The sequence below is a fragment of the Acidimicrobiales bacterium genome, from assembly GCA_035547835.1.
Classification (GTDB): domain Bacteria; phylum Actinomycetota; class Acidimicrobiia; order Acidimicrobiales; family Iamiaceae; genus DASZTW01.
The window spans coordinates 1-23,926 of the sequence record DASZTW010000008.1 but is presented as its reverse complement, the minus strand read 5'-3'; the positions used below and the strand labels follow the sequence as shown (position 1 = coordinate 23,926).

Below are 23,926 nucleotides of genomic sequence, written 5' to 3'. Positions count from 1 at the left end.
GGGCGCTCGACGGATCGGAACCGGCGAAAGGCGACAGGTGGCTGGCCGCGAGTCCGCCGGGCTCGGCGGTCGGGGCGTCCACCGCACCCCAACCGTCGGACACCGACAGGCACAGGGCTGCGGGTCAGACCGGTGGGGTTCGCGGCGCCGGCGCTTGCGCAGAGCGAAGGGCCCGACAGCAGTCCCGGTGGGCGAACACGCAGGGTCGAGAGGCGTGACGCCATCCGCGGTCGAGGCGGTGCTGGCCGACGAGCGTCCGTACACGGCCCGATCGGTGCTCGCGTCGACGCTGCTCGGCATCGACCCGCCACGCCTGCCCGCCCGCATGCTGGTGCGCACCGGGGAGCTGTTCGGCATCGCCGAGGGCACGGTGCGGGTGGCGGTGTCGCGCATGGTGAGCGCAGGCGAGCTCGTGGCCGACGACGGCCACTACCGACTGTCGGGCGCGCTCCTCGACCGCCAGGCGCGCCAGAGCCGCAGCCGCTCGGGGCGCACCGAACCGTGGCAGGGCCGCTGGCGCGTGGAGGTGGTGGTGGCCGACTCCGGCCGGTCGGCCAACGAGCGCGCCGAGCTGCGCGCCGCCATGGCTGCCCTGCGCCTGGCCGAGTGGCGCGAAGGCGTGTGGCTCCGCCCCGACAACCTCCGTGCAGCCGCCGCCGGGCCGCACCACATCCGTGCCGTCGTGCCCCCCGGACCCGCGCCGGAGTCGGATGCGGAGCCAGACGCGGGTGCCGAGCCAGACACGGGTGCCGAGCGCGCCGAGGCCGAGCCGAAGTCGGGTGCCGAGCCAGACGCGGGTGCCGACCCGAAGTCGGTTGCCGAGCCAAAGGCGGGTGCCGAGCCAAAGGCGGGTGCCGAGCCAGACGCGGGTGCCGAGCCAGACGCGGGTGCCGAGCCGAGGCCGGCTGTCGAGCCGCCCGACGCTCACGACGACCACGCGGCCGCCGAGGCGGAGCGGATCGTGCGTGCCCAGTGCCGGGAGCTGTCGGCCGACCCCGCCGACGACCCGGAGCGGATCGTGCGTGCCCAGTGCCGGGAGCTGTCGGCCGATCCCGCCGACGACCCGGCCGCGCTCGCCGCCGAGCTGTGGGACCTCGACGGGTGGTCCGAGCGGTGCCGGCTGTTGCAGGCCGCGCTCGGGGAGCTCGTCGACGCCCTCGAAGCCGGCGACCCCACGGCCCTGCCGCCGGGCTTCGTGGTGTCGGCTGCCGTTTTGCGCCACTTCCAGGCCGATCCCCTCTTGCCGCCCGCGCTGCTCGCGCCCGACTGGCCGGGCCCCGCCCTGCGCGCCGACTACGACCGCTACGACGCAGCGTTCAAGTCCACCTGGGCGACCAACTTCCGCGAACCCCCGCGAACCCCCGCGAACCCCCCGCCGCTGTGAGCACGTAGCCACCTCCCAGGTGGCCAACTGCTCACAGCAGGATGGGGGTGACCGCGAACCCCCGCGAACCCCCCGCCGCTGTGAGCACGTAGCCACCTCCCAGGTGGCCAAGTGCTCACAGCAGGGTGGGGGTCCGTACGATGCAGGGATGACCGGCACGACCGTGGACAACGACCGCTTCTACTTCCGGCAGCTGCTGTCGGGGCTCGACTTGGCCGTCGACGACATGATGGCGATGCAGATGGCCAACTTCGTGTATCTGCTCGGCGACCGCGAGACGGGCGAGGCGGTGGCCGTCGACTTGGCATACGACGTGCCCGGCGCACTCGACATGTTGGAAGCCGACGGCATGCGCCTCACCGGCGTGCTCGCAACCCACTACCACCCTGACCACGTGGGCGGTTCGCTGGCGGGCTACTCGATCGCGGGGATCACCGACATCGTGGAGCGGGTCGACGTGCCCATCCACGTGCAGGCCGACGAAGAGGAGTGGGTGCTGAAGGCCACGGGCATCGACCGCGGCGCGCTCGTCACCCACGACTCGGGCGACATCGTCACCGTCGGGGAGATCCCGATCACGCTGGTGCACACGCCTGGCCACACGCCAGGCAGCCAGTGCTTCTTGGTCGAGGGCCGGCTCGTCTCGGGCGACACGCTGTTCCTCGACGGCTGCGGCCGGACCGACCTGCCCGGCAGCGACCCGGAGCAGATGTGGTTCTCGCTCACCGAGCGGCTGGCGAAAGTGCCCGACGACACCATCTTGTTCCCCGGCCACCTCTACTCCGAGAAGCCCTCCGCGTCGATGGCCGAGACGCGCAGCCGCAACGTGGTGTTCCGCCCGAGCAGCAAGGACCAGTGGCTGATGATGTTCGGCAACGCCTGATCGGCGGGGTCAGCTCCCCGCCGGCCCCCCCCCGGCTCGCACACCGGGCCCACCGGGGTCGACCGGACCGCGGGGTCACCGGGTCCCCACCGGTCGACGGCTCCGCGGGGTCACCGGGTCCCCACCGGGGTCGACCGGACCGCGGGGTCACCGGGTCCCCACCGGTCGACGGCTCCGCGGGGTCACGGGGTCCCCACCAGTCGACGGCTCCGCGGGGTCACGGGGTCCCCACCAGTCGACGGCTCCGCGGGGGTCACCGGGTCCCCACCGGGGTCGACGGCTCCGCGGGGTCACCGGATCCCCACCGGGGTCGACGGCTCCGCGGGGGTCGACGGCGGAGCCGGATCAACGGGCGCGCCGGGGTCGGTCGACTCGGTGACCGGGGCCTTCGCCGCCGCGGCGGCGTCGCGCTCGTCTCTGGGTTGGAAGAAGCGGCCGAGCACCGGGATCTCCCACCAGGACTCGGCCTTCGCCAGCGCGAACGCCGAGGCGAGCATGTGCTCGGTGGACTCGTAGCACGCGTAGCGCGGCACCCAGTCGGGGTCGAACTTGGCGTTGTAGCGCCACAACGACTCGATCTGCATCGAGTCGCTCATCTTCGAGAAGAACCACTTCTCGATCCGCGGGGTGACCCCTTCGCCCCGCTCGCCGGCGAGCACGGCCCGCATGGTCGCGAAGTTGAGGCCGAGCCCGACCATCCCCTGCTCTCGCAAGTGCTCCATGGTGCGCACGACCACGAAATCGGTCAGGCCGTTGGGGTGCTCGGCCTCTGACCGGCGCATCAAGTCGAGCGAGTAGCCCTGCACACCGGGCGCCGGCACGTACTGGCAGAACGCCGCCGGGCTGCCGTCGGGCCCGAAGCACACCGCCAGCAGCAGGCCCTCGTCGCGGGGATCGAACACCCGGCCGAGCGTCATCGAGAACCCGCGCTCGACCTCGCCGCGGCGCGACCCCGCCATCAGGTTCCGCAGCCCCTGTTCGACGTCGGCCGGCACGTCGGTGGGGTCGAAGAAGTCCATCCGGTAGCCGTACTTGGCGATCCGGTTGACGGCTTGGCGCAAGCCCTTGTTCTTGCCGCCCTCGAGCGAGAAGCGCCGCACATCGGCCACGGCTTCGTCGCCGACGTACATGTCGCGCATCCCCGATGCGTGGTAGATGGGCAGCCAGTCGTGCGACGCGCCCATGACCGCAACCGGCCAGCCGTGCTCGTCGGCGAACTCGCGGAAGGCGAACCAGGCGCGCCGCTGCTCCCACACCGGGCCGATCGGGTCGGGTGACACGAGCGCCACCCCGTTGGTGACCGCGTACGCCACGACCGTGTCGCCCCAGAAGAACCAGCGCTTGTCGTCGCGGAGGGCGAAGTAGGCCAGCGTGTCGGCGCCGTACAGCCCGACGATGCGCCGGGCGTTCTCCTCGGCCTCGGGTGCGGGGGCGGCGAGCCGTTGGCCGACCACCGGCCGGAACGCGATCCACCCCGCGGCGATGACCAGCCCGATCGACGCGGCGAGCAGGCTGGGCGACAGGAAGTCGTCGATCCGCTCCGGCAGGTGCCGGCTGGTGTCGCCGATCAGTCGCTCGACCACCGCGAGAAACGAGTGCGGCAACGACGGCCGGGGATCGTGGCCGTGGAACAACATCACCGCGGCGACGCCGGCCGCCACGGCGATGCCGACCCCGCCGAGGATCGTGGCGCTCGCCCGCTGGCGCGAGAACTCGTCGGACTTCACCCGGAAGAAGCGCTGGTTGAACAACAGGAACAGGCCGGCGACGAGCGCGACCAGTCCCTCCTCGAAGTCGAGCCCCTTCACCACGTGGAGCAGGAACGACGACCACAGCAAGACGATCGCCGCCACCCACGCGGTGCGGTGGCCGCGGCGCAGCCCACGGGCCAGCAGCAACAGCGCGAGGCCGGCCAGGACGACCAGGGCGGCGGCCGTCTGGGAGACCACGAGGGGGAGCAGGTCGTCGACCGCCCGCAGCCGGGCCCGCACCGGTGGCGTGACGGCGGAGACGAGGTCGACGAGGCCGACGACCGCCGCGACGAGGGCGCCGACCCGGCGGGCGCGGGTGCGAACCAGCCCTGGCGCTTCCTGGTCGGGCCACGGCGGGCTGCCCGGCCACGTGGCGACCCGCCCGGCGTCGCCCGGCTGCACGTTGGGACTGGCGCCGGCGCAGGTACGGGTGCAGAGCCGCTCGATGGTGGTCGTCGACGACACGATCGGCTGGCGCTGGTGATGGAGCGAGACGCGAAGGTCGGGCCCGGCTTCGAGCACGAGGTATGAGGTCTGGCGCACGGCGCCGAACGCGTCGAGCAGGCCGAAGCGACCGGGTCGACGCTCGACGACGACGGTGGCGCAACCGGCGTTGGCGTAGAACCCGCCGCCGAGGTCGGCGAGCTCGGCGCTGCGGGTGTGGCCGGTGATGAAGCCGGTGTGGCCCTCAGCGACCAGGCGGTGTCCGGCGGCCCGCGGCGGGTCGTTCGGGTGGTGCTCGTCGCCCGAGATCGACTCGAGCGTGAACAGCGACAACGGGTCGCGGACCGACCACCACCACAGCGCGCTGACCAGCCCGACGACCGCCAACAACACAGCGGACGACAAACCGACACCCGCGGCCCAGGCCCGCAACGTGCGGCCCACCCCGTGGTGCCCGCCGGCCGCGTGGGCGATCACGCTGGCGATCATCAGGCCGACCGCCACGAGCAACGGCACGGCCAACCACCCGAAGCGGCGCAAGACCCGCCGGTACGTGAGGCGCGACCCGACGAACGCCGAGACGTCGTCGGCGTTGGCCAAGTGCTCGATGCCGTCGAGCCACGCGGCGCCGGGGCGACGCAGGATCGGCAGGAAGTCGCTCACCAGGTGTTGGCCGAGCGGCGACTCGCCCGGGTTGCGCGGGTCGTCGAACGCGTAGGCCGGATCGAAGCGGCTGCCGTGCTCGACCCGCACGGCCTTGGTGCCCTGGCCAGTCGCAATCGACAGCTCGACCGCCAGCGCGACTTCCGCGGTCATGCGGCGTTGCACGTTGCGGACCGCCGGTGTGTGCCAAGCCAGGCAGTGGTCGCGGCTGCCGGGGATGACCACCAGGCGCCGGTCGGGGCCCTCCGCGAACGCTGCGAGCGCCTTGGTGAGGCGGCCGTGTGCGCCGAGCACCGCCATCGGGTCGAGGTGCCCTTCGCCGAGCAGGTCGAACGTGTCGCCGTTGAGGATCAGCACCGCCGGGCCGGTGATGGCGTCGATCGAGCGGGCCATCTCGGTGGAGGCGGCCTCGGCGGCGTCGTCGGGGGCCTGGCGGAGCAAGAGGTCGCTCACCACGTAGACCCGGCCGCCCGCGGGGACGTCGATGGTCACCTCGTCGGCGACGAGTGGGGACCCGGTCTGGTCGCCGGACGCCCCAGCGTTCTCGGTCACGAGCTCCTCCTGCCGCGACCCGTTCGGGCCGCGTTCAGCAACTCGCCAGGCTACGTGCTCCGGAGACCTTCCTTTCGGTCGCGTACGCGACGAAGGGGCCGGCGGTCAGCCCGCCGGCCCCCGGTGTCCGCCCACCGGCGCGTCGCCTACTGGGCGACCGCGGCGACGTCGTCGATCTGCAGCCAGGTGTCGCCGTTCGCCCACAGCCCGCCGTAGAGCACGACGCTGGTGTTGGCGCCGGTGTTCACGTTGACGGTGAGCTTGGTGTAGTCGCCGAGGTTGGCGAACTGCGTCTCGCCGAGCACTTGGCCGCCGAGCGTGCGCAGGCCGAAGTAGCCGTCGGTGTTGTTGGCCGACGTTCGCACCCACGCCGTGACGGTGTAGGTGTGGTTGGCCTGCACGGCGATGGTCTGGTGGATGTCGTTCCAGCCGGTGTCGTTGCGCACCCAGCCGTTGCCAGCGCCGCTGTGGGCGAGGCCTGCGCCGTGGTCGGCGCCGCAGTTGGTGGTGCACGCCCAGGCGCCGAGCCCGGCGTCTTCGAAGCCGCCGTCGGCGACCGGCTGCGCTGGCGGCGGGGTGCCTCCACCGGCGCCGGGGTGCGACAGCACGGTCATCATGCGTGGCACGGCGTCGCTGAGCGCCAAGTTCCAGCAGCCGAAGTTGTGGCCGCCGTCGCAGCCCCACGGCAGCGACGCACCGGGGCGACCGTACATCCAGTAGAAGGCCGGCACGCCCGCCGCGTCGAGGGCGGCCTTGAAGCGATCGGCCGAGGCGCGCATGGTGCCTTCGAGCACGTCCTGGTCGTTGCTGCCGCCGCCCGCGTAGAGCGCCACCGACACGCCTTGCAGGCGCGACGCCCGGTTCAGCGGGTTCAGCGCGTTCCACGTGCCGTCGAAGGGCCAGAACGGGTTGCCGAACGGGCCGTAGGCGTTGAAGCCGTATTGCACGGCTTGTTCGGTGACGACGGTGCGGGTGCCGGAGTCGCCGAGGTCGACGGCGCCGGAGAAGCTGCCGACGAAGGCGAACAGGTCGGGGCGGTCCTGCGCGAACCGCACGGCGCCGAAGCCGCCCATCGACAGGCCGGCGATGGCCCGGCCCTGCTTGGTGGCGATGGTGCGCAAGTTGCCGTCGACCCACGGGATCAGCTGGTTGAGGTAGAAGTCGGCCCAGTTCTGGGCGCCCTGGCTCTGGTTGACCCAGTTGGTGAACCAGCCGACCTTGCCGCCGTCGGGCATCACGGTGATGAGCGGCTGGCCGTTGGTGATGGCTTCCTCGGCGCCGCCGCCGGTGGTCCACTGGGCGCTGTTGCCGCCCGCGCCGCCGTGCAGCAGGTACAGCACCGGGTAGCGGGTGGTGCCGGAGGAGAAGTAGTCGTTCGGCAGGGTGACCCGCACGCGGTTGGGCCCGTTCACCGCCACGGGCGCGATGTCGGCGGTGCTGATGTCGACCTCGAACGTGCGGGCGCTGATCCAGCGCCACCCGGTGACGGTGATGCCGTGGCCCGAGCTCATCGTCGGCGCGTCGGCGGCCGCCGGTGGCGCGGTCGCCAGGGGTAACACCCCGACCGCCATGGCCATGAGCAGCGCCAAACCCAACCAAGCCGTGCGTCGCATCGCGACCTCCCCCACGGCCGACCCCCGGCCGCGCGCTTGTCGATTGGGAGGCACCCTACAAGAGATAAACACTCATGTCTATGACTTTGTGATCTGGCGGGCCAGCTTCATGAGCGGCGCGTGGAGATCGAGCAGCCGGTCGGTCTCGCCGACGCCGACCGCGTTGGTCACGAGTGAGCTCACCGCACCGACAAAGGCCTGGGCGGCGAACCGCTGGTCGGCGCGTGTGCCGAGCACGCCCTTCTCGCCGCGGTGGGTCTCGGCCACCAGGTCGACGAACCGGTCGAGCGACTGGCGACGCTGCTCGATGGCGGCCGGGCCACCCGCGTACACCTCGACGAGGAACACCCGCGCGAGCGTGGGCGCGCTGCGCAAGGCGTCGAGGTACACGTACAGCAACCGGCTCAACCGGTCGAGGGGGGTGCGGTCGCGATCGGCGCGCACTTTGCGCAACTCTGCTTCCATCACCTCGGCCACCATCTCTGCGTTGGCCGCGTACGCCGCGTGAAAGCAGGCCTCGCGGTCGGCGAACAACGCGTAGAACGTCGCCCGGGACACACCGGCGGCTTCGAGGATGTGCGCAACGGTGGTCTTCACGTAGCCGCGCTCGGACACGACATCGGTGGTGGCCTGCAAGAGCCGGCGTCGCTGCGAGCGCTCGACCTCCTCGCGCGACAGCCCGTGCGGGCCGCGTGGCAGCGCCCGTCGGGGCTCGCTCGCAGACATCGCGAGCGGGAGCGTACTGCGCACCGGCGCGCGCCTCGGAGCGGTCCAGCCTGACGGCGGCGCCCGCCTCGCAGAACGGGCCTGGCGGGTCCTCCAACGCGGCACCCCCTACGTGATCTGCGACATCGACGGCCGACCGGTTACGCCCGCCGAAGCGAAGCAGATCATCGCCGAACAGTTCACCGTCACCGCCGACCAACGCGCCCGCCACCGAATGGGGAAGGCCCCCCAACAAGTGCTCAAGGCACAGGTGAGGTCACACACCAACGGCATGGACAGACGGGGCGACCTTCCCCACCACCAATCGTCCCCGCCACGCCACGATCACGTCAACAGACGAACCGCTTGACACCCCATCCCCCTTAGGGAATCAGCCGAGGAACATCGGTCGCAGCGCGGCCACCAGGGTCGCCCACGGCGCGCCGCGCGGCACAACCGTCTCGTTGTGGTCGACGCCGGGGAGCAGCGCGAGCTGCACCCGGTCACCGCTCGCCGCAGCCCGAGCGGCATACCGTCGCGCCGTGTCGGGCGAGACGGTGGCGTCGGCGAGGCCGTTGAGCACCAGCTGCGGCACGTGCAACGGCACGAGCTGCATCGGGTCGGCGAGGGCGAAGCGGCGCGGCGCCGTCTGCGGGGTGCCGCCCAACAGCCGCCGGCACGCGCCGTCTCCCGCGTCGCTGTCCGCGCAGGCGCCGAGATCGTCGACCCCTGACAGCGAGGCCACCCCCCGCACCGTCACCTTCGGGTTGGCGCCCGGCGCGCCCGCAGGCAGCTTCGGACGCGCTGCCGCCCACAGCGCGAGCGGCCCGCCTGCCGAATGGCCGACGGCCGCCACGCGGCTCAGGTCGAGCTGCGGGTACTCGGTGACCAGCGACGCGAGCTCGTCGACACCCGCCGCCACGTCGTCGAACGTGCCCGGCCAGCCGCCCCCCTGGCCCAGCGAGCGGTAGTCGACGTTCCACGCCGCCCACCCCCGTCCCGCCAGCGCCGACGCGAGGGCCGCGGTGATGGCACGGTTCCACGGCGGTGACCAGTATCCGCCGTGGATGACCACCACGACGGGCAGCGACGCCGCGGGCAGCGAGGCGTTGGTGAGCGGGAGGTAGAGGTCGGCTGCCTGCAACGGCGACGGGCCCCACGCCCGCGTCGCTGCCGGCACATCAGGACCCGCGGCGCGGAGCAAGCCGCAACCTCCGAGCAGCCCCCATGACAACGCCCCGAGGCCCACCGAACCCGCCGCCCTCAGCACCTGGCGGCGCGTGGCGCGCGGCGCGGTCATGGGGTCATCTTGGCCGCGATCACCGTTCGTGGGCCGTAGGGGGTCGCGCTAACCTGACCCGGCTACACCACTCGGGCGAGTGGCGGAATTGGCAGACGCGCAGGCTTCAGGTGCCTGTGTCCGCAAGGACGTGGGGGTTCAAGTCCCCCCTCGCCCACTCGATGGGGTACCGACGTATCTGATCGCCCCATGCCGACACAACCCGCCGCGATCGGATCTGGTGTCGGCTCGCAGCGCTGGATCGCCCTTCGACGGCCTGTTTGGCCGGTCTTAGACGGCGATCGTGGGTCGAGGTGACGGGATGGGGCCCACCAGCGCCCGTGCTCGGGCGCGACAAAGCCGCGGCGTGAGCCGCGTGGTCACTGCGAGTCGGGCGTGGCTGGGGTCAGCTCGTGTTTGGCAGGCCGCTCTTGGCCCCGCTCGGGAGATGGTCGCGCAGGACTGGGCCGAGGCGTCGCTTGCGCCGAGGTTTGCGCAACGTGCCGCTGCCGTCGTCTTCGGCGAGTCGGAGGAACGAGCGGAGCTTGCGCAGGTTCACACCGCAGATCGTGAATGCGACGAGCACGGATTGTGCCGCCCTGCCGTGCACCCGCCGACGTCCAGCGGACGCGAGCGCGTCGCTCGCGGTGTCTTTGGCATAGCCGTTGAAGCCCTCGATGGCGTTGCGCAGGGTGCTGTAGGTGTACTGCCACGATCGCGACGCGTATTGGAGCGGCTGGGCGAACTTGGCCCCGGCGATCGGCGGGAAGCTCACCGTTGCCTGCTTGCAGACCTTCGGCGGATGTGCCTGCACGTCGTCGACGAGGGTGATGTGGGTCTTGCCGCCGGTCTTATCGGTGAGCGACCGTGGCTTGAGGTCGCACCGTGCGGCCGGTGACGGTCCTGCTGCGGGGCAGGTCAGCCGGGTGAAACCGTCCGCGTCCGGGCGTGCTTTCTGGCGCATGAGGTAATCGCGGCGCGCGGCGATGCGCTTGTAGTACACGTCGGACGTGATGCGACCTGCCCGGTAGTCGGCCGTGGCGTTCACGAGGGCTCGGGGCATTGACGGGCAGTACCAACCGCCTTCTACTTGGAGTGCGCCCTCGTGTGTTGCTTGTACCCCGAGCTGGTCGTCGCGGTAGTCGAACACAGGCTCGTAGCCGAGTGCCCGCGCGGGCAGCTGGAAGGTCCCGGGCTTGGCGTTGGAGTATGCCCGGTCCCCAGCCACGTACCGTGCGGGGTGGCCTCGGTCTCGTATCGAGGTCAGCGCACGTAGCGCATTCGGGCCGGGCTCAGAGCCCGGCTTGTGCAGTGGCGCCATCCCAACGACGAGGTAGGGGAAGGTGCCGTCAGCTTCCGCTTCGGCTGCGCCCGAGACGACAAGCGTTGCCTCGTAGGTCCATAGCGACTTGCGGAGCACCTTCGTGCCCGCGTTTGGCGGCGGCGCAGGTCCGTCGTCTGCTCCGTCGCGCCGGTCACGGTGACGCATGTACCACCCTGCCTCGGGCTCAGCCGAGCACTGCTCGATCCGTGCCTTGGCGTTGGTCTTCTTGCTGGCGTATCGAGGTGGCCGCGCCCACACCGGCACGGGCGTGGCATCCACCGCAACCGAGCCTTCCCAACGACGGCGCAGTTCGGGCGGCACCTGCTGGACGCTCGCTTCCAGTACCGCGTTGACGAGGCGGTGGAGCCGCTCCTCGCACCGTTCGATCCGCTCCGGGTCCCCGTCTTTGGTCCTCGCCGCGAGTTCGTCGGGGGTAAGGCGAGTGCCATTGGGGATCTGGCGGCCACCGACCAGCGCAACCAGAGTCTGGAATCGCGTCCGGACTGTGCGGTACTGCGCTTCGCGCTGAAGGCGACGGCCCCGACGCCCCGCCACATGGGCAGGTTCCGGGACTCCGAGGCTGGCCCGGGCCGTCGGGGAGATCCGCTCGAACAGGATGTCGCGAAAGTTGGTGAGCAGTTGAGGCTCACCGAACCGAGCAGCCAACGTCATCGCCACCAGCAACGCCCGGATCGGGTAGCGGCGCGGTGCACCGCCGGGCGCAACCCGGTCCTCGTGTTCCCACTCAGCCATGATGTCCGGCAGCCCCGAGTTGTCGACCAGTGCGCTGGCCCAGTGGACGTCGTTGTCGACGATCGCCGCGCGGTTCGTGGTGTTGGCGTTGAACGCTTCGTCGACTGCTCGCTGTGCGGGCTCGCGAGCCGACTCCGCGATGCTGTCCACGATCAAGCGTCCCGCAACAGCTCACATGACAGCGTGAGGGCAACCCCTTTCACAGGTTGTTCCGGCCCGGGACTGGTTGCGCATTCCGCCCGCCCGTCAGACCCCGCAGGGACCTACCGTGCCCGGTTCGCGACGCGACCTACCCCAGCGGCCAGACGCATCGGGTCGAGGTCGGGCGGGCGGCGGGCGGCGGCCTTTGCGTACCGTGTCGGTCGGGGTGTTAGCGAAGTACCCGTTTGCCCTGGTCAGGCGCCCGAGCCGGGTTTGGGCGTCATTAGGGTTTCATAGCAACTGCCGAGAGGTTCCAGAGCGCCGTGGCCGACTCTCTCGGAGGGCCGCACTGGGGCTAATGCCGTGGCGTGGTCAGCCGACTGGAACCCGATGAATGGCGGCAAGGGAGACTGGGGGGCGTCTCAGCGCGAGCGCGCTCGGGAGAGGCGCCGCGCCGAACTCGGCGTGATCGCGTCGGCTCCCGAGCATCACAGTTGGCCAGATGCCTATCTCGCTCAGGGCCGACTCATCCAGGGCACGCGAGGTGTGCCACTGAAGGCGGTGGCGGAAGCACTCGGGTGCCACTATCAAACGGTTCGGCCGTTGCTTGGGGAAGAGATCGGCAGGACCACGTTCTCGACGCGTCCTGTGCCGAACTACGATCCAGCGCTCCTTTGGCCGTTGCGCACTCACCCGAAGGTTCTTGCGAGTCGTGAACAACGCGCTCGTGCCTTGCAGGATCATGAGCGTCGCGCCGAGATCCAGGCGTACTTCAGCACGGTAGGGAACTACCAGGTGACCCGCGCCAACGTCGAGGGTTTCCGTTGCATCTACGAGGCGGTCGTCCCCGTCAGTCCGTTGACCGTACTTGCGGGGCGTAACGGAGCGGGCAAGACGTCGCTTCTGAACGCGCTCGCGCTGAGTCCGGCGACGGACGGCCTTTATGGCGACGACCGGCACCCAAGCGACGTGATCTTCGAGGTTCAGGGAACAGCGCTCCCGACCGCGCCGGACCCGGACCTGGTGGGCTGGTATCTGGCGATCGGGCTCGACGACGCCGTCGCTGAGGTCTTCGTGCCGCTGGCGGCCAAGGTGCTGAGAGAGGCGACCTTGGTTGGCTGGGGCGAGGTGTGGCGCATCGCCGTACCGCCGCGCGTCATTCGCGAGAGCCGACAAATCATTTGTCAGTACCTCAGCGATCATCCGAAGAGCGGCAGCTCGCTGGTGGACGAGTGGTTCGAAACAGTCGTCGAGTCGGATGAGGAGTCTGCGGAGATACTCAGCCGCTTCCAGGTGAACGGGCCTTCGGTAACCACGTCGAGCCTCACCCCCGACACGGAGACGATTGGGCAGCGCTTGCTTGAGGTGCTGCCAAGCTTGGCCAGGCCGCTGGTCGGTGACCTCCAATCGACCGTCACGACGATCGCCCTCGGTGAATGCGACGAGCGCCCGGGTTTCTGGGAAGACCACGCCAGGTCGGCCATCGGTTGGGAGGACCGGTACGGCGTCGCCGTGTGCCCAGGACGTGCGACCCACGTGCGCGTGCGCGGCATTGACTCCCAAGGGGACGATGCCTGGGCGGCGGTGGGTGATCGGCAGAGTCTCATAACCCTCACCGATCGGGTGCTCGACCTGGCCGAGCGCAACGAGCGTGACGATCTCCACGAGGTCGCGGCGTTCCTGCGTCTGCTCGCTCATGACATTGGCACGGGCGGTCCGACGAACCAGTGGTTTGCTGAGTCCATGGAAGCGCAGGCCGCGGTCCGTGCCAGTCTGCTAGCGGTGGAGGCGGTCGCCAATGAGCTCGCACCGGACTTCTTGGCGGAAGCAGGGAGGATCGTGATCCTTCCACCGGAACACCTTGCGGTGACGCAACTCGCTGTTGGATTGGTCGACGTGCGTGGCGAGTTCACAATGCTCCACGCCCTCTCGTCGGGACTCGCGCGATGGGTCTGCCTGGTCACCGATCTTGCCATTTCTGATGTTCGGTCGAGGTTCCGCTCGGTCGCTGCCGATGCACCGTGCAGCGTGGACTCCGAAGATCTGTCCGCTGTCATCAGGGACCGCGTGCTGGCCGTGCGACCAACAGTGGACATGACACATCTGTTGTTGGCCGACGAGCCCGAACTGCACCTGCACCCTCGTGCGCAACAGGACGTAGTGCGGTGGTGCATTGAGATGTCGCGTCGATGGACCACGATCGTGGCGACGCACGCCCAGCCGTTCTTGCGGCTGGCGCCAGGCCAAGGCCAGGTGCTACGGGTCGTGCGGGACCCCGAGTGGGGAACCCAGGTGCGGTCGATGCAACTGTCGATCATGGAGAGCATGAACGATGTGGCCGATGACCTTGGGTTGGGGTGGACGCGCGTGGCTGAGTTGGTGAAGGGCGTGGTTGTCGTGGAGGGCGAGGCCGACAAATGCGTGCTTGAGGCATTCGGTGCAAAGACGCTCACGGATAATCGGCTCGTGGTCATCCCGATCGGTGGTCATTCGAAGGCGAGGGCACTAGTAGAGGGCCAGCTCGCCGCGGCCCTCAGACTGCCGATAGCGGTGTTGTTCGACGATGTCACTCGCGAGCAGCTCAAAGTCATCGCGGGCGATCCGCACGCGAACGTGACTGACGAGGTACGGAGTGTGCACCGGGTACTCGGATTGCGCGAAAGGGGCGTGCCGTGCGCGTCGATACCGTTCGACGAGCCCGATGTCATTGCCGCGCTGCCAGAAGCGTGCATGCGCGCACAATTCGCGGGCTTTGAGTCGTGGGCTGTGATGCGCGAAACCTGGGATCCCGCGTGGGGCTCGTTCAAGAACCACGTACTCCACCGACTTGGCGTGGCCCGGCGTGACGACTTCAGCACAATCCAGGCGGTAGTGGCGGATTGGGACGGCGAAGCTCTCCCACCGAGCTATCAACGCGTTCTGAAGGCCTTGAGCGCGTGGGGCGAGAACCTTGGCGTGCACGAACCGCACGCACTGGCGTAGTCCGCGCGCCAAGCGCCATGACGGCCGTCTTCGGGTAGCCGCCGAATTCCCACAAAAACCAAGCCCGCGCGTGGTTCTCCCGCGCCCTGCTCGCGTCAGCGCGGACGCCGTACGTCGTGAAGTGAAGCTGACTCGGCATCACCGAAGATCCGTTCGTACTCCTCGTCACCGAGTTCGTCGCGGAACATCTCGTTGAGCTGCTCGGTCGTGAAGTCGGTCTCGGGATAGTCGGGGTATTCGCTTCGGATCACAGCCATGAGTAACTCGTTTCCTTCGAAGCCCCGAGCCTCACAGCCCCGTCGTGCTTCGGCAAGGGCATTCGCCCGTTGGCCCACGTCCAGGCCGGGCGCCTCATCGCCCGCGTCGGCCCGGATCGAGCCTGGTCGGGCCGTGGCCTGTGAGCCATGGACTGACCGAACTCGTGGGAAAGTCAGTTCCTTAGAGTGGGAACCGCCTCGTCCAGGCGGCACGTAGCGGCAGGTCAGCGGGGTTGTGTCGGCACCCCACTCGATCACCAAGGTGTTTCCCCAGGTCACGGTGCCGCACCGGGAGGTGGTCAGGGTTCGACGCAGGCCCGTGGTCACAGATTGGTCACGGAACGCTGGCGGCGTGAGGTGCGCCGCGAGTGCGCCGACATGGCTGAGGGGCGCTGTCGGTGGGTTCTTGGTGACTCCGACGGAGGAGCGCTACCGGTGCCGCCAGCCCCGTCACGAACGGACGGATGCCTACAAAGTGGTCGTTGGGATGTCTACAATCTGGTCTCTGGATTGACCGCGAGTTGGAGCCTGCACGTGCCCTACCTGCCCAGAGTCGTCGACGCCGAGCTGGATGCCCGCCTCGCCGCTGCCGGTGCCGTCGTCCTCGAGGGACCCAAGGCGACTGGCAAGACGGAGACGGCCCGTCAACGAGTAGCGAGCTCGGTCCTGCTGGACGTCGACGACAACGCGCGGCGAGCGGCTGCGGTTGACCCAGGACTCGTGCTGGATGGCCCGGTCCCGCGGCTGATCGACGAATGGCAGGTCGCGCCGGGCCTGTGGAACCACGTGCGTCGGGCCGTCGACGACCGAGGCCTTCCCGGCCAGTTCGTGCTGACCGGCTCGTCCGTACCGGCCGACGACGTCGCGAGGCACACCGGCGCCGGCCGGTTCTCCTTCCTGCGGATGCGCCCCATGACCCTCTTCGAGAGCGGGCACACGAACGGCGCCGTGTCCCTCGCAGCCCTGCTGGCGGGCGAGCCTCCCCGTTCCGATGATCCCGGTCTGTCGGTGCGCGACCTCGCGGATCGCATCACCGCCGGTGGGTGGCCGGCCCAGGTGGGTCGTCGCGTGGTCGACGCTTCCCGCGCCGCACGGGACTACCTCGCGCAGATCCGGGAGGTCGACGTGTCGCGCGTCGCCGGCACGAGACGGGATCCGGCACGCATCGAGCGACTCTTCCGCGCCCTCGCGCGCAACGCCGCGACCGAGGTCGCGACCACCGTCCTCGCGACCGATGCCGGAGGCGCGGACGGCCCGCTCGGCCGGCACACCGTCGCCGAGTACCTCACGATCCTCGAACGACTGATGGTCATCGAGGACCAGCCGGCCTGGGCGCCGCACCTACGCTCGCGAGCCAACCTTCGCACGTCACCCAAGCGGCACTTCGTCGACCCGTCGCTCGCGGTCGCTGCGCTCGGCGCAGGACCGGATCGCCTGCTCGCCGATCTCAACTTCCTCGGGCTCCTGTTCGAGTCCCTCGTCATCCGCGACCTCCGCGTACTGGCGCAACCGCTCGAAGGACAGGTCCTCCACTACCGCGACAACTACGGCGTCGAGGCAGACGCTGTCGTGCAACTCGCCGACGGGCGGTGGGGTGCGTTCGAGGTCAAGCTGGGCGCCGGTCTCGTCGACGAGGGTGCCGAGGCCCTCCTGCGGTTCCGGGAGTCGATCGACACACGCAAGAGCGGGGAGCCGTCAGTTCTCGCGGTCATCGCCGGGACAGGCTTCGGCTACGTCCGCCCCGACGGCATCGCCGTGGTTCCGGTCGGCTCCCTCGCGCCCTGACTGCCCCGTACGCGTGCTCCGCACGCGACCACCGGTCCCCAGCACTGCTCTTCGAAGTCGCCAGCGAGAGGCGCCGCGGACGCCGGGTGTCGAAGAGGGCTCGGCATCTCCAAAGAGCGCTTGCCGGGTTTGCCGCTGCACCCTCATCAGGTTCGGGTGTGGGCTGCCAGTCCGCTCCGCCCGGTCTGGTACGTAACAGCCCACACCCGCTACCTACGGCCTCCCGGTTCAGAGGCCGAGGCCGCCGAGCCACGAGCTCAGCGACGTTCCACACCACGGCAGCGTCGGGACCAACAGGCACGCCGCATCGTTCGAGGGGCCCGCGACAACGACCGTGGCGGTGTTGCCTGCGCGGTCGGTCGCGGTGCCGGTCACCTGGCCACCGGGCGCCACCCTCGTCGGCGCGGTGCACGACGAGATCCCCGACAGGCCGTCCGCACAGCGGAACGTGACCGTCGTGTTGTTCCCCGAGCCCGTCTTCGTGGCGGTGATGGTCGGTGCGGTGGTGTCCAAGCTGACCGTGGCCGTGCCGGTCGCGCACTTGCCCGCAGGGTCACACGACTCGCCGCTCGTGTACACGACCGCGTCACCTTCGGTGTCGGCGGTGAGCGGCGACGGCGTGGTCGGGGTGCCCGACGACGGCGCCGGGTCGGTCGCGACCCACGTGATCGTGGGAGCGGTCGAGTACCAGCCCTCGCTGTTCGGAGCCGGTGACACCACTGCGGTGACCGTCGGGGGCGTCGTGTCGTCAAAGCCCGACACCGCAACGGGCGTCAACCGGTTCGTGGTCGTCCCGTCGCCCAACTCGCCGAAGCTGTTGCGGCCCCAGCACTTCACCGACCCGCCCGACAACAGCGCACACGAGTGGTACTGGCCGGTGGTGACCGCGGTCGCGTCGGTGATCCCCGACACCGCAACCGGCTTCAGGCGCGCCGTGGTCGACCCGTCGCCGAGCTCACCGAGGTAGTTGTGGCCCCAGCACTTCACCGAACCGCCCGACAGCAACGCACACGAGTGGTCGCCGCCGGCGGTGACCGCGGTCGCGTCGGTGATCCCCGACACCGCAACCGGGGTCTGGTGCGCCGTGGTCGACCCGTCACCCAGCTCGCCGAAGCTGTTGCGACCCCAGCACTTCACCGAACCGCCCGACAACAACGCACACGAGTGGGCGCTGCCGCTCGCCATGGCAACCGCATCCGCGATGCCCGACACCGCGACCGGTGTCGTCCGGACGGCGGTCGTGCCGTCGCCCAGCTGGCCTTCGCCGTTGGACCCCCAGCACGTCACCGAACCGCCCGACAGCAACGCACACGAGTGGAGGCCGCCGCCCGTGAGCGCAACCGCATCCGTGACCCCGGACACCGCGACCGGCGCCTCCTGGGAGACGGTCGTGCCGTCACCGAGCTCGCCGTCGAGGTTGTACCCCCAGCACTTCACCGAACCGCCCGACAACAACGCACACGAGTGGTACCAACCAACGGCGACCGCGGTCGCATCCGAGATCCCCGACACGGTCACCGGGAGGTTGCTGTCGTTGGTCGACCCGTCACCCAACCCGCCGGCGCCGTTGTAGCCCCAGCACTTCACCGACCCGCCCGACAACAACGCACACGAGCGATACCCGCCGACCGCGACCGCGGTCGCGTCCGAGATCCCCGACACCGCAACCGGCGTGTGCCGGTCCTCTCTCGTCCCGTCACCCAACTCGCCGTAGTAGTTGTAGCCCCAGCACTTCACCGACCCGCCCGACATCAGCACACACGAGTGGTATGCCGCGCCGGTTGCGAGCTCGATCGGGTACTCCACCGCGCTGGCCGCCGCGCCCGGCGCGACCGCACGCGGTGCCGACGCCACGGCGAACGAGGGCGTAGCCGTCGCCACTCCGCCGACCAGAACAGCCATCGCGGCCGCGCCCGCCACGCGCAACGCTCGCCGACGACCGGGGCGGAACCTCTCCCGCGCCCAGAGACCTGCCGCACCGACCATGGCCAGGACAACCGCCACGACCGGTGCGCCACCCTCCTTCCGAACACCCTTGCCATTGCCGAGAACTCGCATCTCGCATCTCCTGCACTCGATTGCCGGCGAGCCCGACTCGAGCCCGCCCACCTCTGAACCTCTTGACCACCCGGAATGCACGAACACCCCACGTAGGTGCCGGCACGGACCACCTCGAGAACCGCTCACGGGCGAAGGTGCGACTCGCCCGAACCGGTGACGCAATCGGCGCGGCGCGCGCCAGATCCGTCACCAGAACGGGCCGCCGCACGCCCGACTTGCCGGTCTCGCCACCGCTCGAAGCGGCGCTGTTCACCGATCAAGTCCGCCCGCGACGGCCACCACCCACCACCAGCCGCGAGCCACCAGCCATCAGCACCACCGTCGGTGGCTGCGATGGCGGTGCCCAACCTCGCGTCGTGCCCGGGCGAGCCCGACGACTCCCGGCCCGCCGAACGAGTTGGTGCTCCGTGGCGCGCCGGATCCAGATCGACCTGACAGCGGTCATCGTCTGCACCCCCTACGGCCGGAAGCCGAGCAGGGCGAGCACCTGGTCGCTCGGCGGCGCCGCCGCGTCGACCTCGACCTCGACGCCGAACGCCCCGTGGGCACGGAACTCGTCGAGCGGGATGCTCCGGTAGAACCCGAGGAGGAGCTCTGCCACATCCGGATCGATGGTGGCGTCCTGGCCCGTCGCCTTCGCCAGGTCCCAGGTGTGGACCGCGATCTCGCCCACGTTGATGTGCAAGGCCATCGGCGCCGGAAAGGTGCCGAACGGGTAGCTCCGGTCGCCTTCCAGCGCGTCGGGGGCCCGCCACGACGCCTGGTTCGCGGCGACCATCTCGACGCACGAGTTGACGTGGTCGTCGCCCACGAGGTCACCGCCATCCTCGCCGGCGGACTCGCCTCGGTTCACGAGGGTGAACATCCAGCCGCCGCCGAGGACGTGGTTCAGCAGAGCTCGAAGGTCCCACTCGGCGCATGCCGACGGGAGGGCGAGGTCGTCAGCGGTGACGTTCCTCGCCACCGCGAGCAGGTTGTCGTGCGCGCGCTCGAGCGCGTCGGTGGCGTTCATCGTCAGACCGCCGGGAGCGCGACGTCGAGCCCGTGGGCGCTGGCGATCGCCACGAGAGCGCCCAGGTCGGGGGCATCCGGGGCGATCTGCTGGTCGATGGCGCCGAACATGGCCGAGGCTCCCTGGCGCGACGTGATGCTGAGCGCCTCGGCGCCGCCGGCGCCGAGCTGGAAGCAGTGCACGCTCCCGGCCGGGACGAAGACCGTGGCCCCGGGCCCGGCGGTCCGCTCGACGCCGCCGACCTGGAAGTGGATCTCGCCGCGCAGCACGTAGAACGCTTCGTCCCACTGGTGGCTGTGGGGAGGCGGGCCGGAGCCTTCCGGTCCGGCTTGGAAGAAGATCTCGAAGCTCCCCGTCCGCTCACCCGAGGCGAGGACGGTCACCTGCTCGCCGAGGACGTTGAGGGATCGGGGGCGGTCCTCGGGGGCGAGGACGATGGGCTCGATGGGCATCAGATGCTCCTGTGTTCGCTGGAGGACGTGTCTCGTCCGACACGATGCGCCTCCTGCCCGCCCGCGCACATCGGGGCCACCCCCATACGAACCCCCATGCACCCCCATCTAGGACCTGCACGGCGGGTTTCCGGCCAGACCCAGCCTGGTCGGCAGCTCGCGACCCGACGACGGTGTACCTCTTGGCCCGCGTTCTTCGGCCGCGTTCACCCCGTGGGGGTTGCGAACCGGGCTGCTGCGAAGGCCACGACGCCAGCCCGCCCGGCGACGCCGACCTTGACCGCGAGGTTCGAGATGTGGCGCTCCACGGTCCGCGGCGACAAGAACAGCCGCTCGGCCACCTCCCGCGTCGGCGTGGCCACTGCCAGCAGCTCCAGGACCTCGACCTCACGAGCGGTGATGCCCATCGCCTGCAGGTCCTCCGGCACGGCGCTGGTCTTCGACACCCGCCGCGGAACCGGCGCACCGGCCCGGGACAACAGCCGCCGACACGACGCAGCAAGCTCGTCTTGGCCTCGTCGCTCGAACTCGGCGAGCGCCTGTCGGAGCCACTCGACCGGCTCACCCCAGCCGTCGGCGAGCGCAGCCTCGGCCACCAGGCGCCGGGCGTAGTGCTGGAACCAGCCCAGCGGGGAGGCGACCGCGTCGCCCGCCGCCACCTCGCGCGCCGCTTGCGCGCCATCCCCGGCCCGGCCGACGACGATGGCATGCGCATAGCGCCAGTGCGCGGCGCTCATCACGTGCACCATCGTCGAATCGGCCGCCAACTCGGCGAGCGCGGCTTCGGCGTCGCGGTCGAGGTAGGCCCGGACGAGCGCCCACGGCCCGAGCACCGGGATCGGGAAGTCGGACAGCTGGCGGCGCAGGTCCATCGTGGCGTCGAGCTCGGCGGCGAGGCGCCCGAGGTCGTCGCGGGGCACGCACAGCTCCACGCGGGCCCACGCCTCGATCAGCGCGAGGTCGCGGTCGTCGCCAGGCACCTGGCGTGCCTCGCTCGCACGCAAGGCCACCTGCTCGCGGTCGCCCCGCTGCGCGGCGGCCACGATCGCGCAGCCCAGCAACATCTTGTGGATCCCATGCAGGTGCAGCTTCTGGGCCAGCGCCACGCCCCGTTCGACTGCGGTGTCGGCCTGCTCGGGCTCACGGTGGTCGATCGCCAACCAGCCGAGCATGTTGTCGAGCTGCGCGGCGACACCCAGTGCTCCCGCTGCGGCCACCTCGTCGCGCGCCGCCCCGAGCCGTGTCCCGTCGCCGAAAACCCACAGCTCGAGCGAGGCCCGCTCCATCAGCGCCCGCAACCGCCACGATCCCAGCCCGTGCTCGTCGGCGATCGCGATCGCCCGATCGAACATCTCGGTCGCCTCCGCGACGTTGCGATACCGCACGCATCGTCCGAGCACCACGAGCGCATGGCACCCCCGCGCGGGATCGGCTGCCGGGTCGGTGGCGCCGAGCGCCCGGGCCGCGAGGGCCTCGGCCTCGTCGTAGCTGCGGTTCTCGGTCGCGATGTCCGCCGCGATCACGTCGGCATCGGCTGCGACGGCCGCGACACGGTCAGGGCCCGCGGTGTCACGAGCACGTTCGAGCGACTGCAACGCGCTGGCACGGCGGCCGGCGACGACCGCCGCTCGGGCCATGGCCAAGTGGATCACCGCTGCGTCAGCGGACGCCGGAAGGTCGGCCAGAAGGCGCCCGCCGACCTCGATCGCCCGGTCGACGTCGCCGATCTCCGTCAGGACGGCCATGAGGACCGAGCCGATCTCCGCCCACTCGGGGTTGTTGCGACTCGCGAGCCGCCAGGCCCGATCCACCTTGGGCTCGGCGCTCGACAGTGCCCCTCGCGCCGAAGCCCGACGGGCCCCCACCAACAGCAGGTGGGCGGCGCGATCGCGCTCCCCGATCTCCTCGGCGAGCGACGCCGCCACCTCGATGGCGTCGCCCGCCAGCTCGGGATCGTGCCGCTCCAACGCCGCGAGGACCTGGCCCGCCAACGCGCTCCGCTCGAGCGGCAGCAGCTGGGCGAGGAGAGCATCCCGTGTGAGGGCATGGCGAAACTGGAACGAGCGCGGGTCGGAGGAATCGGTGACGACCAGCTGAGCCGCAACCCCGCTGCGCAAGGCGGCGGTCACGTCCGGCAGCGACCGACCGGTGATCTCAGGGAGAACCCCGGCGTCGAAGCGGGAACCGAGCAGCGCAGCGGCGGAGAGCACACCCGCCTCCCACTCGTCGAGGCCGGCCACGCGACGCCGGACGAGCTCCTCGAAGCCATGCGGGAGCACGGGACCGGCGTCACCTTGCACCTGCCATCCGTCGGGCCCGTCGACGAGCGATCCGCCGGCGACGGAAGACGCGAGGAGCTCCTCGACGAGGAAGGGCAGACCGTCGGAGAACCGCCGGGCGACTGCGTCGACCTCGCCCGACAGCACCTCGGAACGGAGACAGCGCCGAACCATCTCGGCGATCTCCGGCTCGGCGAGCCGCCGGAGCTCGAGCACGGTGACCGCCCGGCGCGAGGCCAGGGTGCGTAGCACCCGCAGCCCGGGGCCGGATCCTTCCGATCGCGCGGTCATCACGCACAGCACCCCGCTGCCCGCAACGTTGTCGACGACGTACTCGACCACCGCCGCGGTGTCGGCGTCGGCCCAGTGCAAGTCCTCGAGGACCAAAACGCAGCCGCGGTCATCGGCGATGGCGCCCAGGAGTTGCAGCAGCGCCTCACCGAGCTCCATCGCGGAGACCGGGAACGACGGTTCGTCGGCCGCCCGCCACCCGGGGACGATGGGCGCGAGCAGCTCCTTGGTCCGGCGGAGCTCCGGGACCGCGTCGGATGCGCCACGAGACCATCCGGCGAGCGCCTCGAACAGCGGGCGATACGGCGCGGGCGCGCCGGCATCGACGGCGCGGCCGACGAGCACCGGGATCTCTCGCTCCGACGCCAGGCGACCGAGGTCCGCCGCGAGACGGGACTTGCCGATCCCCGCTTCCCCCACCAGGGCCACCGCTGCGCCGACGCCCGCACCCACGCCGTCGAGGGCGGCCTGCAACCGCGCCCACTCCGCGTCGCGCCCGACGAGGGTGGGACACAGCAGGTCTGGCATCACCAACGCAGTCTCGCCGGACCGGGAGCCGCCGCCGGGATTCCTCGCAGCGAGGTGCGCCATCCGTGCCCGTGAACGCCGTGCAGATCGCCAGCACATTGGCTCGTTTCTGTCGGATTCCGACACAAATCGGCCAAACAATGGGCGACCAACCGGGACGCTGACGACCCACGGCCCACGAGACGGCTGGTACGGTCGACACAGCGGAGCGGGCCAAGCGGGTTGCGTCGGGGCCCCACCAGAACCAGACCACCAGCATCAGCAGAGACCGGGCGGATCTCGACCTCGAGTTGCGCGTCGGCGACGCTGCACATCAGATCGAGGAACCGCCATGCATGTTCGGCCACAGGGCAGCCAACATCGCCAGCCCAGCTCTCCCGAGCGCACCGTGCGCGCACGTCGCCGGCGTTCGAAGATCCGGAACCTCGCGGCGTCCGGCATGGCGGCGGCGCTGATCGGCGTGGTGCCGATCGCTTCCTCGGCGCCGGCCCAGGCCGATCCACTGCCCACCGGTTGCCTGGCCGTCGGGACGACGGTCACGTGCACGTACGCATCCACCGGCGCGGCCCAGACGTTCACCCCGCCGGCGGGCGTCATGACGATCACGGTCACCGCGAGCGGCGGGTCGGGCGGCAAGGGCGGCGGCGGCACGTTCACGACCGGCGCCGCAGGAGGGCTGGGCGGCACCGTCACCGGCACGATCTCGGTGACGCCGAGCCAGCCGTTGACGGTCGACGTCGGCGCGGCCGGGGCTGACGGCACGGACGGCGGGAGTGGCGTGCCGCCG

At 70.6% G+C, this 23,926-nt stretch carries 15 protein-coding genes and 1 tRNA gene; 6 read left to right on the top strand and 10 right to left on the bottom strand.

All coding sequences use genetic code 11. The annotated features are described in order from the left end of the window. The first annotated feature begins 214 nt into the window (after positions 1-214). Positions 215-1,384: a PaaX family transcriptional regulator C-terminal domain-containing protein gene (locus VHA73_08850; protein HVX18128.1), complete on the top strand. Its 1,170-nt coding sequence runs from the start codon at positions 215-217 to the stop codon at positions 1,382-1,384. Between the two features lie 148 nt (positions 1,385-1,532). Beyond that, positions 1,533-2,267 carry an MBL fold metallo-hydrolase gene (locus tag VHA73_08845; protein HVX18127.1) on the top strand — a complete coding sequence of 245 codons (735 nt, stop codon included), beginning with the start codon at positions 1,533-1,535 and terminating at the stop codon, positions 2,265-2,267. Between the two features lie 290 nt (positions 2,268-2,557). On the opposite strand, the gene VHA73_08840 is transcribed toward VHA73_08845, so the two are convergent. The 4 genes from VHA73_08840 to VHA73_08825 all read right to left on the bottom strand — a co-directional run bounded on the left by VHA73_08840 (position 2,558) and on the right by VHA73_08825 (position 9,295). Next, on the bottom strand, positions 2,558-5,677 hold the full coding sequence (locus tag VHA73_08840; protein HVX18126.1) for a phosphatidylglycerol lysyltransferase domain-containing protein: 3,120 nt from the start codon (positions 5,675-5,677) through the stop codon (positions 2,558-2,560). A gap of 146 nt (positions 5,678-5,823) precedes the next feature. Next, positions 5,824-7,290, bottom strand: a complete 1,467-nt coding sequence (locus tag VHA73_08835) for an alpha/beta hydrolase-fold protein (GenBank protein ID HVX18125.1) — start codon at positions 7,288-7,290, stop codon at positions 5,824-5,826. Between the two features lie 78 nt (positions 7,291-7,368). After that, complete coding sequence (locus VHA73_08830; protein HVX18124.1) at positions 7,369-8,016, bottom strand: TetR/AcrR family transcriptional regulator; 648 nt, start codon at positions 8,014-8,016, stop codon at positions 7,369-7,371. Positions 8,017-8,386: 370 nt separating this feature from the next. Then, positions 8,387-9,295 (bottom strand): alpha/beta hydrolase, encoded by a 909-nt coding sequence (locus VHA73_08825; GenBank protein HVX18123.1) that lies wholly within the window; start codon positions 9,293-9,295, stop codon positions 8,387-8,389. 73 nt (positions 9,296-9,368) lie between these two features. Here VHA73_08825 and VHA73_08820 point away from each other — a divergent pair. Further along, positions 9,369-9,452 (top strand) — tRNA-Leu (locus VHA73_08820). 228 nt (positions 9,453-9,680) lie between these two features. Here VHA73_08820 and VHA73_08815 read toward each other — a convergent pair. Next, complete coding sequence (locus VHA73_08815; GenBank protein ID HVX18122.1) at positions 9,681-11,501, bottom strand: hypothetical protein; 1,821 nt, start codon at positions 11,499-11,501, stop codon at positions 9,681-9,683. Positions 11,502-11,882: 381 nt separating this feature from the next. Between VHA73_08815 and VHA73_08810 the strand changes: the two genes are divergently transcribed. Then, the gene (locus tag VHA73_08810) at positions 11,883-14,474 is read left to right on the top strand and encodes a hypothetical protein (protein HVX18121.1); all 2,592 of its coding nucleotides are present in this window, start codon (positions 11,883-11,885) and stop codon (positions 14,472-14,474) included. 95 nt (positions 14,475-14,569) lie between these two features. Here the strand turns inward: VHA73_08810 and VHA73_08805 are convergent, their stop codons facing one another. Beyond that, the gene (locus tag VHA73_08805) at positions 14,570-14,731 is read right to left on the bottom strand and encodes a hypothetical protein (GenBank protein HVX18120.1); all 162 of its coding nucleotides are present in this window, start codon (positions 14,729-14,731) and stop codon (positions 14,570-14,572) included. Between the two features lie 510 nt (positions 14,732-15,241). Here VHA73_08805 and VHA73_08800 point away from each other — a divergent pair. Continuing rightward, the gene (locus VHA73_08800) at positions 15,242-16,516 is read left to right on the top strand and encodes a DUF4143 domain-containing protein (GenBank protein ID HVX18119.1); all 1,275 of its coding nucleotides are present in this window, start codon (positions 15,242-15,244) and stop codon (positions 16,514-16,516) included. 228 nt (positions 16,517-16,744) lie between these two features. Here VHA73_08800 and VHA73_08795 read toward each other — a convergent pair whose 3' ends face one another. The 4 genes from VHA73_08795 to VHA73_08780 all read right to left on the bottom strand — a co-directional run bounded on the left by VHA73_08795 (position 16,745) and on the right by VHA73_08780 (position 23,139). Further along, a complete protein-coding gene (locus tag VHA73_08795) occupies positions 16,745-18,520 on the bottom strand; it encodes an RCC1 repeat-containing protein (protein HVX18118.1) in 1,776 nt (591 codons plus the stop codon). Positions 18,521-19,034: 514 nt separating this feature from the next. Beyond that, complete coding sequence (locus VHA73_08790; GenBank protein ID HVX18117.1) at positions 19,035-19,589, bottom strand: TIGR03086 family metal-binding protein; 555 nt, start codon at positions 19,587-19,589, stop codon at positions 19,035-19,037. A 2-nt stretch (positions 19,590-19,591) separates the two neighbouring features. After that, positions 19,592-20,041, bottom strand: coding sequence for a cupin domain-containing protein (locus VHA73_08785; GenBank protein HVX18116.1), 450 nt, complete (start codon positions 20,039-20,041; stop codon positions 19,592-19,594). Between the two features lie 206 nt (positions 20,042-20,247). Further along, the gene (locus VHA73_08780; GenBank protein ID HVX18115.1) at positions 20,248-23,139 is read right to left on the bottom strand and encodes an AAA family ATPase; all 2,892 of its coding nucleotides are present in this window, start codon (positions 23,137-23,139) and stop codon (positions 20,248-20,250) included. A gap of 388 nt (positions 23,140-23,527) precedes the next feature. On the opposite strand from VHA73_08780, the gene VHA73_08775 reads away from it, so the two are divergent. Beyond that, positions 23,528-23,926 (top strand): hypothetical protein (locus VHA73_08775; protein ID HVX18114.1); only part of this gene is annotated, 399 nt, incomplete at its 3' end.

Excerpts from the sequence above, each read along its gene's own strand:
- VHA73_08830 (HVX18124.1), bottom strand. The coding sequence starts at position 8,016 with ATGTCTGCGAGCGAGCCCCGACGGGCGCTGCCACGCGGCCCGCACGGG.
- VHA73_08805 (HVX18120.1), bottom strand. The coding sequence starts at position 14,731 with ATGGCTGTGATCCGAAGCGAATACCCCGACTATCCCGAGACCGACTTC.
- VHA73_08825 (HVX18123.1), bottom strand. The coding sequence starts at position 9,295 with ATGACCGCGCCGCGCGCCACGCGCCGCCAGGTGCTGAGGGCGGCGGGT.
- VHA73_08810 (HVX18121.1), top strand. The coding sequence starts at position 11,883 with ATGAATGGCGGCAAGGGAGACTGGGGGGCGTCTCAGCGCGAGCGCGCT.
- VHA73_08835 (HVX18125.1), bottom strand. The coding sequence starts at position 7,290 with ATGCGACGCACGGCTTGGTTGGGTTTGGCGCTGCTCATGGCCATGGCG.
- VHA73_08790 (HVX18117.1), bottom strand. The coding sequence starts at position 19,589 with ATGAACGCCACCGACGCGCTCGAGCGCGCGCACGACAACCTGCTCGCG.
- VHA73_08780 (HVX18115.1), bottom strand. The coding sequence starts at position 23,139 with ATGCCAGACCTGCTGTGTCCCACCCTCGTCGGGCGCGACGCGGAGTGG.
- VHA73_08845 (HVX18127.1), top strand. The coding sequence starts at position 1,533 with ATGACCGGCACGACCGTGGACAACGACCGCTTCTACTTCCGGCAGCTG.
- VHA73_08785 (HVX18116.1), bottom strand. The coding sequence starts at position 20,041 with ATGCCCATCGAGCCCATCGTCCTCGCCCCCGAGGACCGCCCCCGATCC.